The organism is gamma proteobacterium symbiont of Lampromicra miyakona, assembly GCF_059730895.1.
The window spans coordinates 2,809,043-2,821,200 of the sequence record NZ_AP035932.1 but is presented as its reverse complement, the minus strand read 5'-3'; the positions used below and the strand labels follow the sequence as shown (position 1 = coordinate 2,821,200).

Sequence of the window (12,158 nt, the reverse complement as noted above, 5' to 3'; positions counted from 1 at the left end):
GTCACTGAAGGCAGGAAGCAATTCCTGCCTTTTTTGTTTTAAAACGACCAACAAACGGTTGTTTCCCTTCAGCGCTTTGTGGATCATACTCCGTTACTTCGTGGTACAAATCACCCGCTATTGTTTTGAGGATTTTGAGATGAGTGAGGCTGAAGCCCGCCCAACGAACTTTATTCGTCAGATCATCGACGAAGATTTGGCGAGCGGTAAGCACAACAGTGTGCATACCCGTTTCCCGCCTGAGCCCAATGGTTACCTGCATATTGGCCATGCAAAATCGATCTGCCTGAACTTTGGTATCGCACAAGATTACCAGGGGCAGTGCAACCTGCGTTTCGACGACACCAATCCGGTCAAAGAGGATATGGAGTTCGTTAAATCGATCAAGAATGATGTGCAATGGCTGGGCTTTGAGTGGAGCGGCAACATTCGTTACTCCTCTGACTACTTTGACCAACTGTTTAACTACGCGGTTGAGCTGATCAACAAAGGCCTGGCCTACGTTGACGAGCTGTCGCCAGAGCAAATCCGTGAATACCGCGGCACGCTAACCGCGCCGGGCAAAAACAGCCCGTATCGCGATCGCAGCGTGGAAGAGAACCTGGCGCTGTTCCAGAAGATGCGTGATGGCGGCTTCGAAGAGGGCAAAGCCTGCCTGCGTGCCAAAATCGACATGGCATCCAGCTTTATTGTGATGCGCGATCCGGTGCTGTACCGCATTAAATATGCCGAACACCACCAGACTGGCAACAAGTGGTGCATCTATCCGATGTACGACTTTACCCACTGCATCTCCGATGCGCTGGAAGGCATCACCCATTCCCTGTGTACGCTGGAGTTCCAGGACAACCGTCGTCTCTACGACTGGGTGCTGGATAACATCACCATTCCGGTGCATCCGCGTCAGTACGAGTTTTCGCGCCTGAATCTGGAATATGCGGTGATGTCGAAGCGTAAGCTGACGCAGCTGGTGAGCGAGAAGATTGTTGAAGGCTGGGACGATCCGCGCATGCTGACCGTATCCGGTCTGCGCCGTCGTGGCTATAGCGCGGCGTCAATCCGCGAATTCTGCCGCCGTATCGGTGTGACCAAGCAGGACAACATTGTTGAGATGGCGTCGCTGGAGTCGTGCATTCGTGACGACCTCAACGAGAACGCGCCGCGCGCTATGGCGGTGCTGGATCCGCTGAAAGTGGTGATCGAGAACCTGCCGGCCGGGCATGAAGAAATCATCAGCATGCCGAACCACCCGAACAAACTGGAGATGGGCACGCGTGAGGTGCCGTTCAGCCGTGAGGTGTGGATCGATCGCGCCGACTTCCGTGAAGAGGCCAACAAGCAGTACAAACGTCTGGTGCTGGGTAAAGAAGTTCGTCTGCGCAACGCTTATGTCATTCGTGCCGAGCGCGTGGCGAAAGATGAAGCCGGCAACATCACCTGCATCTACGCTACCTGCGATGTCGACACCCTGAGCAAAGATCCGGCCGATGGCCGTAAGGTGAAAGGCGTTATCCATTGGGTATCGGCGATTCACGCGCTGCCTGCCGAATTCCGCCTGTACGATCGTCTGTTCAGCGTGCCAAACCCGGGCGCGGCCGAGGATTTCCTCACCACCATCAATCCGAACTCGCTGGAGATCAAACAGGGCTTCGTTGAGCCGGGTCTGCGTGCCGCCAGCGCGCTGGCGCCATATCAGTTTGAGCGCGAAGGTTACTTCTGCGCTGACAGCGTGTACTCGCAGCCGTCGAAACTGGTGTTCAACCGCACCGTGGGTTTGCGTGATACCTGGGCAAAAATCGGCGAATAATTTTACTGCTTGATAGCACGATATGATCAGCAAAGGGCGAGCAATCGCCCTTTTTTATTGCCCGTTATCTGCAAACGGGAATCGATTATGCTGAACCAGACAAAAAACAGTAATCACGCGCGATTACGACTAATCTGACTTTAATAAAATTAACTAATTTACCCGTGTGAAATCGTTATTTTCAGGTAGGCTATGCGCTCTTAAATGTTGCTGTGCGGGTTAGCGAAGGAAGAAAAATGACAAGTCTCGCTCTGGAAGCCAAACATAGCGTGGTGGTTTTACATCAGCTTATCGAACGTATTTTTAATCAGGCCGAAGGCAGCGATGACAGTATGGACCTGCTGCTGTCGCACTTTCATCCCGACTTCAAAATGGTGACGCCGCAAGGCAAACAGCTCGATCTCAATGACACTGAAACCCTGTTTCGCAAACTGCACGGGCAGCGGGAAGGGATGCGAATCGCCACCAGTGAGCATGCCATCATTTCCCAGCAGCAGCAGGAAGTGACCATTCAGTATCACGAACTGCAAATGCTGAACGGCAATAATCAGACCCGCATTTCGGTGGCGGTGCTGGACTGCAGCACGCAGATCCCGCGCTGGCGCTATTTGCAGGAAACGCTGATCGCCTGAACGCAACCATAAAAAAACCGGTGCCTGCACCGGTTTTTTTATACTGCATAGCATATTCAATTACTGATCGTGGAGCGTCTCGTCTTCGCGGCAGTCTCCCAGCGCACAGTGGCCGTACAGGTACAGGCTGTGGTTGCTGAGTTTGATACCGTGACGCGTAGCAATTTCACGCTGACGCGTTTCGATCGACTCATCGCTGAACTCGATCACTTTGCCGCAGTCGAGGCAAATCAGGTGATCGTGGTGATGCTGCTGGGTCAGTTCGAACACGGATTTACCGCCTTCGAAGTTATGACGCGTCACGATGCCGGCGTCGTCAAACTGGTTCAGAACACGGTATACCGTCGCCAGACCAATCTCTTCGCCCATGTCGATCAGGCGTTTGTACAAATCTTCCGCACTGACATGATGGGACTCGGGTCCGGGTCCCTGAAGCACTTCCAGAATCTTCAGTCTGGGCAGCGTGACTTTCAGGCCAGCCTTTTTCAATGCGGAGTTGTTGTCAGTCATGCGGATATTGTCCTGTTACTTTGCTAGTCACTTACGGCGCAAAGGCCTTGAATGTGTGGTCAACGCGCATTCTCATTTGCGTCTCATTATAGAGCTCAGCCTGCGAAATGAAAACCGGCTGCGGCGGACAATTCCCCGGATGCTGTAAGGAGAAATGTCGTGAACCTCAGCGGGATCGTGCAGATCGATGTTCCTTTTCGCGCAGTCTCAGTCTGATGCCCGAGGAATAAGCAGATGACCGTTGCGGGTATTCTACAGAATTGAGGGAAAAAGTTAAAAAACCGTAGCTATTATTTTTATAGGTAATTCCATTGCCCGATGTGAGCCAGCGCCCACATCGGACAGGAAAGCATCAGGCTTCGATGATCGCCTGCAGCTGTAGCTCGTCAAAGATCTGCTTAACCCATTTGTCGACGCGCTCGTTAGTCAGTTCAGGCTGACGATCTTCATCGATGGCGAGGCCAAGGAAGTGTTTGTCGTCTGCCAGACCTTTAGAGGCTTCGAAGTGGTAACCTTCGGTTGGCCAGTGGCCCACAATCACTGCGCCGTTTGGCTCAATGATGTCGCGAATGGTGCCCATCGCGTCACAGAAGTACTCGGCATAATCTTCCTGATCGCCGCAGCCAAACAGCGCTACCAGCTTACCGTTGAAATCAATCTCTTCCAGCGTCGGGAAGAAGTCATCCCAGTCGCACTGGGCTTCACCGTAGTACCAGGTCGGAATACCCAGCAGCAGAATATCGAATGCTTCGAGATCTTCTTTGGTGCTCTTAGCAATGTCATGCACTTCGGCGACATCTTTACCCAGTTGTTTCTGGATCATTTTTGCAATGTTTTCAGTGTTGCCGGTATCGCTGCCGAAGAAAATGCCTACGATTGCCATGGAGTGAGTAACCTCTTAAATCCTGATTGTGAAAGTAAGTCAGAAGACGACACAGTTATGCGAATGATAGCAGACCGGCGAAAAGCGCGGAATGTGTAAAGCGCTGACTTTGTGTTCCAGCGTGCTGTCTGCGCACGTTACGCCAGTTTGAGCTGCGCCAGCAGCATTTGTTCAATCAGTTCACTGCGGCTGATGTTCTGCTGCTCGGCCAGCGTATTAAGCGCGTCGACCGCTTCGCTGGACATTTTCAGCTCAACGCGGCGCAGGCCGCGCACCCGGTCGCGCTTCAGCTGGTTGCGCTTATTAATGCGCAGCTGCTCATCACGCGACAGCGGACTGGTTTTAGGGCGACCGGGACGCCGCTCGTCTGCGAAGAGATCGAGCGTGGTACGATCTGTCTGTTCTTTTGCCATGGTTTGTGAAACTGCGTGGGCGCGAACGGCGGAAAGGCGCTGCGCGATTTAAACATTTATCGGCCCGACCGCGGCGAAAAAAGCATCCGCGGCAAATTTTTAGCGCGACATCATACTCCAGCGCCCGGCGCGACGCCAACCCTAAACCGCCCGTAGCAAGCTTTTGCTTTTACAGGTTAAAAAAGCGGCGCACCGCGCGCAGTACGGCATCGGGTTTTTCGGCATGCACCCAGTGGCCGGCACCGCTGATAATGTGCGCCTGCGCCTGCGGGAACTGGCGCAGCAGCGCATCACGGTGCTGATTGTCCAGATAGGGTGAATCACCGCCGCGAATAAACAGCGCCGGATGAGGCCACGCGGGCACCTCCTGCCAGCCGGAGAGCACCGGATAATTGTCCCATAACACCGGCACGTTGAAGCGCCATTCGCCTTCATAGAAAGATTTCAGAATGAACTGAATCACGCCTTCTTCGCGCACGTGCTCACGCATCACGTCGGCCGCAGCGCTGCGGCGCGTGACACCAGCTGCGCTGACCGCACGGATCGCCGCGAAGATCTCATCGTGGCGTCGCGTCTGGTAATCCACCGGCGCGATATCAATCAGCACCATTTTGCCAATCCGTTCGGGCGCAACGGCGCTCAGCGCCATGGCAATTTTGCCGCCCATTGAGTGGCCGATAACATCGACCCGTTCGATGTGGTGCGCATCCAGCGTGTCAACCATATCCTGCGCCAGCGCAGCGTAGTGCATCTCTTCGCTGCGCGGTGACAGGCCGTGGTTACGGACATCCACCTGCAGCGTGGGCCGTGCATCGCGCACGCCGCGCGCCAGTACGCCGAGGTTATCCAGGCTACCAAACAGGCCATGAATTAACAGAATGGGCTGGGCATCAGGGGCAGATTGTTCAGTTTGCAGACGGGCGTTCAAAATCATGGCTAAAGTTCTTTCGGTTGAGACCTGGGCTTAGGGTATCATGGATTCACCTGTCCCGGCGCCAGGCGGTCAGGCATTAGGGCATATTCCGACTTTTGCCCGTAAACGATGCCAGCGCTACCGGCTGTCGCGGATTTAACTTTATAATCCTTATGTTAGAGCCCGCTCACATTTTGCACGACCGGATTTTGTTAAGGCCTTTGCAAAGTAGCGTGGTTCTGCCATTTGCCAGAATCGCACGGAAAAAGATGAAAACGATTGAAGTTGACGAAGAACTCTACCGTTATATTGCCAGCCACACCCAGCATATTGGTGAAAGCGCCTCGGACATTTTGCGCCGTATGCTGAAATTCACTGCCGGCCAGAGCGCATCCGCTGCGCCAGCGGCGAATGCGGCGGTAAAAGAAGCACCGGCTGCACGCAGCGAAGCGCGACCTCAGGATCGCGTGCGCGCCGTACGCGAGCTGCTGCTGTCTGACGAGTATGCGGAGCAGAAGAAAGCGGTTAATCGCTTCATGCTGATCCTGTCAACGCTTTATCGTCTTGATCCGGCAGCCTTTGCTGATGCCACTGCTTCACTGCAGGGCCGCACCCGCGTTTACTTCGCGGGTGATGAGCACACGCTGTTGCAAAATGGCACCCATACTAAGCCGAAGCACGTGCCCGGCACGCCGTACTGGGTGATCACCAATACCAATACAGGTCGTAAATGCAGCATGGTGGAACACATCATGCTCGCCATGCAGTTCCCGCAGGAACTGGCAGAGAAAGTTTGCGGCACCATTTAAACCGAAGCGTCAGGGAGAAGCGCCAATGGCCAATCACCCCCGTGCCGGGCAACCTGCCCAGCAGAGCGATTTGATTAACGTTGCACAATTAACCTCGCAGTACTACGTCCTGAAGCCGGATGCGGCGAACCCGGACCATGCGGTGAAATTTGGCACCTCCGGCCACCGCGGCAGCGCGGGACGTCATAGCTTCAACGAAGTACACATTCTGGCGATTGCGCAGGCGATCGCTGAAGAGCGTAAAAAGAACGGCATCACCGGCCCGTGCTACGTAGGTAAAGACACCCATGCGCTGTCTGAGCCGGCGATCCTGTCAGTGCTGGAAGTGCTGGCCGCTAACGGCGTTGATGTGATTGTGCAGCAGGACAACGGCTATACGCCGACGCCGGCGATCTCCAACGCCATTCTGGAGCACAACAAGCGCGGCGGCGCGCAGGCGGACGGTATCGTGATTACCCCGTCGCACAACCCGCCGGAAGACGGTGGCATCAAGTACAATCCGCCGAACGGTGGACCGGCTGACACCAACGTCACCAAAGTGGTGGAAGATCGCGCGAATCAGCTGATCAAAGGTGAGCTGAAAGAGGTTAAGCGTCTGGCGCTGGATCAGGCGTGGGCCAGTGGCCACATCGTTGAGCAGGATCTGATCCAGCCATACGTTGAAGGTCTGGCGCAGGTGATTGACTTCCCGGCAATCCAGAAAGCCGGCCTGAAAATCGGTGTCGATCCGCTCGGCGGTTCCGGCATGGCCTACTGGCAGCGCATTGCTGAGCACTACCAGCTGGATCTGACCATCGTCAATGATGCCATCGACCAGACGTTCCGCTTCATGCATCTGGATAAAGATGGCGTGGTGCGCATGGACTGTTCGTCCGAGTGCGCGATGGCCGGTCTGCTGGCGTATAAAGATAAGTTCGATCTGGCCTTCGGTAACGATCCGGATTACGACCGTCACGGCATCGTCACGCCCGCCGGTCTGATGAACCCGAACCACTATCTGGCGGTAGCGATCAACTACCTGTTCCAGCACCGTCCGCAGTGGGGCAAAGAGGTGGCCGTTGGTAAAACGCTGGTTTCCAGCGCGATGATTGACCGCGTGGTGAACGACATTGGTCGCAAGCTGGTGGAAGTCCCGGTCGGCTTCAAATGGTTCGTGGATGGTCTGTTCGACGGCAGCTTTGGCTTTGGCGGCGAAGAGAGCGCCGGCGCCTCGTTCCTGCGTTTCGACGGCTCCGCCTGGTCAACAGACAAAGACGGCATCATCCTGTGTCTGCTGGCGGCGGAAATCACTGCGGTTACCGGTAAGAACCCGCAGCAGCACTATGATGAGCTGGCCGCGCGTTTTGGTGCGCCAAGCTACAACCGTCTGCAGGCACCTGCCACTTCTGCGCAGAAAGCGGCACTGTCGAAGCTGTCACCTGAAATGGTCAGCGCCGATACGCTGGCGGGCGACCCGATCACCGCACGTCTGACCGCGGCACCGGGCAACGGCGCCTCGATTGGTGGTCTGAAAGTGATGACTGAAAACGGCTGGTTCGCGGCACGTCCATCCGGCACGGAAGACGCCTACAAAATCTATTGTGAAAGCTTCCTCGGCGCTGAGCATCGCCAGCAGATCGAGAAAGAAGCGGTAGAAATTGTCAGCGAAGTGCTGAAAAACGCCTGACAGGGCATCCTGCATGAAGAAGGCCGCGTTTGCGGCCTTTTTTTATGGCATGAAGCGATAGCCGATGCCGGTTTCTGTCAGCAGGTGCGTTGGCTGGGTGGGGTTGGCTTCCAGCTTTTGCCGCAGGTGTCCCATATAGATGCGCAGATAATGGCTGTGTTCCACGGCGTTGGGCCCCCACACCTGGTTAAGCAACTGGCGCTGGGTCAGCACTTTGCCGGCGTTATTCAGCAGCAGGCTGAGCAGGCGAAATTCGGTCGGCGTCAGATGCACCTCTTCGCCGCTGCGCAGCACGCGTCGCGCGGCGAGATCGACGCTCACTTCGCCAAACTGCACCAGCGGTTCCGGCTGGCTGCGCTGATGACGACGCAGTGCCACGCGCACGCGCGCCAGCAGTTCGCCGATACCAAACGGCTTGGTGAGATAGTCGTCAGCGCCGGCATCCAGCGCCTCTATTTTATCCTGCTCGTCGCTGCGCGCTGACAGCACAATCACCGGCATGCTGCTCCACTGCCGCACTTCGCGGATGAAGGCATTGCCATCGCCGTCCGGTAAACCGAGATCGAGAATCACCAAATCCGGTTTGCGCGTAGCCGCTTCAATCAGGCCGCGCTGCAGCTGCTCCGCTTCCACAATCTTCAGGCCTTCGCTCTCCAGCGCCAGGCGCACGAAACGGCGAATCTCCTTTTCATCTTCGACAATCAAGATGGTCGTCACGCTGACTCCTGCGGCAAATAAGGTTAACGCATTACTTTAACAATAAACCGCGACGGCGTCCGTCACGATCTCAGTAACTCGCCGTGATCCGAAATTTTACAAAAATGTAACTTCCTTTCATCCCGGCCAGGAAATGACTGAAAAAAGATCAAAATAGTGGTCGGATGAGTAGTAAAATTACACAATCAGGCGTAATATCTGAGGCAGATCACATTTCATAGCAAAATTTACCACGAGGAGGCATTGATGTATCAGGCATATCCACTCGCCAAAATTGTGCTGCGCCGTGTGCTGGTGGTATTGATTGGCGTACTGGCGCTGCCAGTGATGCTGTTCCGCCAGGATCGCGCGCGCTTCTACAGTTATCTGCACCGCATGTGGTGCAAAACCAGCACCAAACCGGTCTGGCTGGCGCAATCGGAAGCGGCAGGCGGTATCTACTGGTAACCCCCGGCTTCGCGCTGATAACCCGGTGACCTCGCTCGAGGCACCGGGTTTTTTTATCTTAAAGTGGTGCGACAAACGCATTGTCCCGCTGTTATCTCGCGGCATTTCAGCTACACTTAAACCTCTACAAGATTTTGGAGGTTGTACAAGTATGAGCGAGAAAATTCCTGTAGGTATCAGTGCCTGCCTGCTCGGGGATAGCGTCCGATTCGATGGCGGCCACAAGCGTTTTGCCTTTGCAACTGACGAGCTCGCGCCATTTGTGCGCTTCGAACCTGTCTGCCCGGAAATGGCCATCGGTCTGCCGACGCCGCGCCCGGCGCTGCGGCTGGTCAAACAGAGCGACGATCAGATCCACCTGTGTTTCAGTAAAGACGGCGGGGAAGAGCTGACCGACGACATGGCCCGCTGGTCTGCGGAGCGCGTTAAATCGCTGCACCATCTGTGCGGCTACATCCTGTGTGCCAAATCGCCGAGCTGCGGACTGGAGCGCGTGCGCGTCTACGAGCCTGACACTAACAACAATCGCAAAGCCGGCACCGGTGTGTTCACCTCATTCCTGCAAAAAGAGCTGCCGTGGCTGCCGCTGGAAGAGGATGGACGCTTGCACGATGATGCGATTCGCGAAAACTTCATGGGGCGCGTCTATGCGCTGCATGAGTTCAACGAAATGTGGCGCAGCGGGCTGACGCGCCACAAGCTGATTGCCTTCCATAGTCGCTACAAATTACTGCTGCTGTCGCATGCGCAGGATGAGTACCGCGAAATGGGGCGGTTTGTCGCAGCGATGGAACAGTGGGAGTCACTGGATGCGTACGCCTTTGAATACCGTAACCGTCTGATGCACCTGATGTCGCACCAGGCGTCGCGTCGTAATCACACCAATGTGCTGATGCACGTACAGGGCTATTTCCGGCCGAAGCTGAGTTCACCGCAGCGTCAGGAGCTGGCGCAGCTGATCGACCGCTACCGTCGCGGTGTGCAGCCGTTGCTGGCCCCCATCACCATGCTGAAACATTACATGGCAGAGTTCCCGCACCCGTGGCTGGCGCAGCAGCGTTATTTCGATCCCTACCCGGAAGCGCTGCGTTTGCGCTACGGCCAGTAAACACGGAGCGTTATGAGCACTCACTTAGTCTGGCTGCGTAACGATTTGCGCATTAATGATAACAGCGCACTGGCCGCGGCCTGCCGCGACAGTCAGGCCGAGGTGCTCGCGCTGTTCATCGCCACGCCCGGCCAGTGGCAGCAACACAGCATGGCCCCCAAACAGGCGGCTTTTATCCATCAAAACCTGTGTCTGCTGCAGCAGTCGCTGGCAGAACGCGGTATTAAGCTGCACTTTCATCAGTGCGATGACTTCGCCGCGTCGGTCGACTATCTGGCGACCTTCTGCCAGCAGCACAAGGTGGATGCGCTGTTTTACAACTATCAGTATGAAATCAATGAGCGTCAGCGCGATGCTGCGGCTGAGAAGCTGCTCGATCAGCAGGGCGTGGTGTGCCAGGGATTCGATGACAGCCTGCTGTTACCGCCGGGCAGCGTACAGACCGGCAGCAACAGCATGTTCAAAGTGTTCACGCCGTTCAGCAAAGCGTTTATCCGGCGTCTGCAACAGGGGCTGCCAGAGTGTCATCATGCGCCGAAAGCGCGCGCCGGTGCGCCGATATCCGCGGGCAAAAAAATTCCGCCATTCGATTATCCGCAGGAAACGTTCGACGACACGTTGTTTACGCCGGGCGAAGAGGCAGCGCTTAAACAGCTGCGCCAGTTTGCCCAGCAGCGGGTGGAAAAATATGACCAGCAGCGCGACATACCGGCGATTGATGGCACCAGCCGCCTGTCTCCGTATCTGGCCACGGGCGTGCTGTCGCCGCGTCAGTGCCTGCACCGCATTCTGAAGGAGCATCCGCAGGCGCTGAACAACGGCAGCGCGCTGGTGTGGCTGAATGAACTGGTCTGGCGCGAATTTTATCGTCACCTGATGGTGGCCTTTCCGGCGCTGTGTAAGCATCAGCCGTTTGTCGACTGGACGCGCAACGTCAGCTGGCAACAGAATGCGCAACACCTTGCCGCCTGGCAGCAGGGCAAAACCGGTTATCCAATCGTTGATGCGGCGATGCGCCAGCTCAATACGCTGGGCTGGATGCACAACCGGCTGCGCATGATCACCGCCAGCTTTCTGGTTAAGGATCTGCTGATTGACTGGCGCGAAGGCGAACGTTATTTCATGCAGCAGCTGATCGACGGCGATCTGGCGGCCAACAACGGTGGCTGGCAGTGGGCCGCGTCAACCGGCACCGACGCCGCGCCTTACTTCCGCATCTTCAACCCGACGACCCAGGGCGAGCGCTTTGATAAACAGGGCGATTTTATCCGTCAGTGGCTGCCGGAGCTGAACGCGGTGCCGGACAGCGACATTCACCAGCCGCACGTCTGGGCGGAGAAAAACAACAAGAAACTCGATTATCCGGCGCCAATCGTGGAACATAAGGCGGCACGTAAAAAGACATTAGACGCCTTCGAGCGCGCGCGCAGCGCGGCCTGAGGCGGTCACGGAGCCGTTATGAACAATTTCGAGTTAGAACAGATCGTCAATCAGCAACTTAACACCAGCGCCTTCAGCGATTATGCGCCCAACGGTTTACAGGTTGAAGGGCGTGAGCAGGTGCGCCGCGTGATCACTGGCGTGACCGCCTGCCAGGCGCTGCTGGATGAAGCGGTGAAACGTAACGCCGATGCGATACTGGTGCACCATGGCTATTTCTGGAAGAGCGAAGCGCCGGTCATCAAAGGTATGAAGCGACAGCGTCTGCGCACGCTGCTGGCCAATGACATCAACCTGTACGGCTGGCATTTGCCGCTCGATGCTCATCCGCAGCTCGGCAACAACGCCCAGCTGGCCATGCTGTTTGATATCGATGTCAAAGGTGAAATCCAGCCGCTGGTGCCCTGGGGCGAGCTGGCCGAGCCGCTGAGCGGTGTGGCGCTGGCGGAAAAGATCGCGGCGCGCCTCGGCCGTCAGCCGCTGCACTGCGGTGATAACGCCCCGGCACTGATTCGCCGGGTGGCGTGGTGCAGCGGCGGCGGTCAGGGCTTTATCGATGCGGCCGCCGCGTTTGGCGTCGACGCCTTCATCAGCGGAGAAGTCTCTGAGCAAACCATCCACAGTGCGCGCGAGCAGGGCCTGCATTTCTTCGCTGCCGGCCATCACGCCACCGAACGCGGCGGCATTAAAGCGCTCGGTGAGTGGCTTGCCAGCCAGCACGGCCTGGACGTGACCTTTATCGATATCGACAACCCTGCCTGACCGCCTCGCTTACGCGCCCGGATAAGTGTCTCCGGGCGCAAATCAGTTGAC

At 56.4% G+C, this 12,158-nt stretch carries 13 protein-coding genes; 8 read left to right on the top strand and 5 right to left on the bottom strand.

What is annotated here, in order from left to right:
• The first annotated feature begins 139 nt into the window (after positions 1-139).
• Positions 140-1,807, top strand: a complete 1,668-nt coding sequence (gene glnS, locus AC6I8P_RS13180; RefSeq protein WP_498030660.1) for a glutamine--tRNA ligase — start codon at positions 140-142, stop codon at positions 1,805-1,807.
• Positions 1,808-2,043: 236 nt separating this feature from the next.
• Positions 2,044-2,439 carry a hypothetical protein gene (locus AC6I8P_RS13175; protein ID WP_498030659.1) on the top strand — a complete coding sequence of 132 codons (396 nt, stop codon included), beginning with the start codon at positions 2,044-2,046 and terminating at the stop codon, positions 2,437-2,439.
• A gap of 60 nt (positions 2,440-2,499) precedes the next feature.
• On the opposite strand, the gene fur is transcribed toward AC6I8P_RS13175, so the two are convergent.
• From fur to ybfF, 4 genes are all read right to left on the bottom strand, one after another.
• A complete protein-coding gene (gene fur, locus AC6I8P_RS13170) occupies positions 2,500-2,949 on the bottom strand; it encodes a ferric iron uptake transcriptional regulator (protein ID WP_021508558.1) in 450 nt (149 codons plus the stop codon).
• A 352-nt stretch (positions 2,950-3,301) separates the two neighbouring features.
• Entirely contained in the window at positions 3,302-3,832 is a 531-nt protein-coding gene (gene fldA / locus AC6I8P_RS13165; protein ID WP_021508557.1) for a flavodoxin FldA, read from the bottom strand.
• 137 nt (positions 3,833-3,969) lie between these two features.
• Complete coding sequence (gene ybfE, locus AC6I8P_RS13160; protein WP_010616122.1) at positions 3,970-4,245, bottom strand: LexA regulated protein; 276 nt, start codon at positions 4,243-4,245, stop codon at positions 3,970-3,972.
• 169 nt (positions 4,246-4,414) lie between these two features.
• Positions 4,415-5,179, bottom strand: coding sequence for an esterase (gene ybfF, locus AC6I8P_RS13155; RefSeq protein WP_150360921.1), 765 nt, complete (start codon positions 5,177-5,179; stop codon positions 4,415-4,417).
• Between the two features lie 248 nt (positions 5,180-5,427).
• On the opposite strand from ybfF, the gene seqA reads away from it, so the two are divergent.
• Positions 5,428-5,967 carry a replication initiation negative regulator SeqA gene (gene seqA / locus AC6I8P_RS13150; RefSeq protein WP_010616121.1) on the top strand — a complete coding sequence of 180 codons (540 nt, stop codon included), beginning with the start codon at positions 5,428-5,430 and terminating at the stop codon, positions 5,965-5,967.
• 25 nt (positions 5,968-5,992) lie between these two features.
• A complete protein-coding gene (gene pgm, locus AC6I8P_RS13145) occupies positions 5,993-7,633 on the top strand; it encodes a phosphoglucomutase (alpha-D-glucose-1,6-bisphosphate-dependent) (protein ID WP_021508555.1) in 1,641 nt (546 codons plus the stop codon).
• Positions 7,634-7,675: 42 nt separating this feature from the next.
• On the opposite strand, the gene kdpE is transcribed toward pgm, so the two are convergent.
• On the bottom strand, positions 7,676-8,350 hold the full coding sequence (kdpE, locus tag AC6I8P_RS13140; RefSeq protein ID WP_021508554.1) for a two-component system response regulator KdpE: 675 nt from the start codon (positions 8,348-8,350) through the stop codon (positions 7,676-7,678).
• Positions 8,351-8,596: 246 nt separating this feature from the next.
• On the opposite strand from kdpE, the gene AC6I8P_RS13135 reads away from it, so the two are divergent.
• From AC6I8P_RS13135 to AC6I8P_RS13120, 4 genes are all read left to right on the top strand, one after another.
• Positions 8,597-8,797 (top strand): YbfA family protein, encoded by a 201-nt coding sequence (locus AC6I8P_RS13135; protein WP_031279882.1) that lies wholly within the window; start codon positions 8,597-8,599, stop codon positions 8,795-8,797.
• A gap of 151 nt (positions 8,798-8,948) precedes the next feature.
• Complete coding sequence (locus tag AC6I8P_RS13130) at positions 8,949-9,905, top strand: YbgA family protein (protein WP_058757888.1); 957 nt, start codon at positions 8,949-8,951, stop codon at positions 9,903-9,905.
• A gap of 12 nt (positions 9,906-9,917) precedes the next feature.
• Complete coding sequence (gene phrB, locus AC6I8P_RS13125; protein ID WP_481657765.1) at positions 9,918-11,345, top strand: deoxyribodipyrimidine photo-lyase; 1,428 nt, start codon at positions 9,918-9,920, stop codon at positions 11,343-11,345.
• An 18-nt stretch (positions 11,346-11,363) separates the two neighbouring features.
• Positions 11,364-12,107, top strand: coding sequence for a type 2 GTP cyclohydrolase I (locus AC6I8P_RS13120; protein ID WP_481657764.1), 744 nt, complete (start codon positions 11,364-11,366; stop codon positions 12,105-12,107).
• Positions 12,108-12,158: the final 51 nt, after the last annotated feature.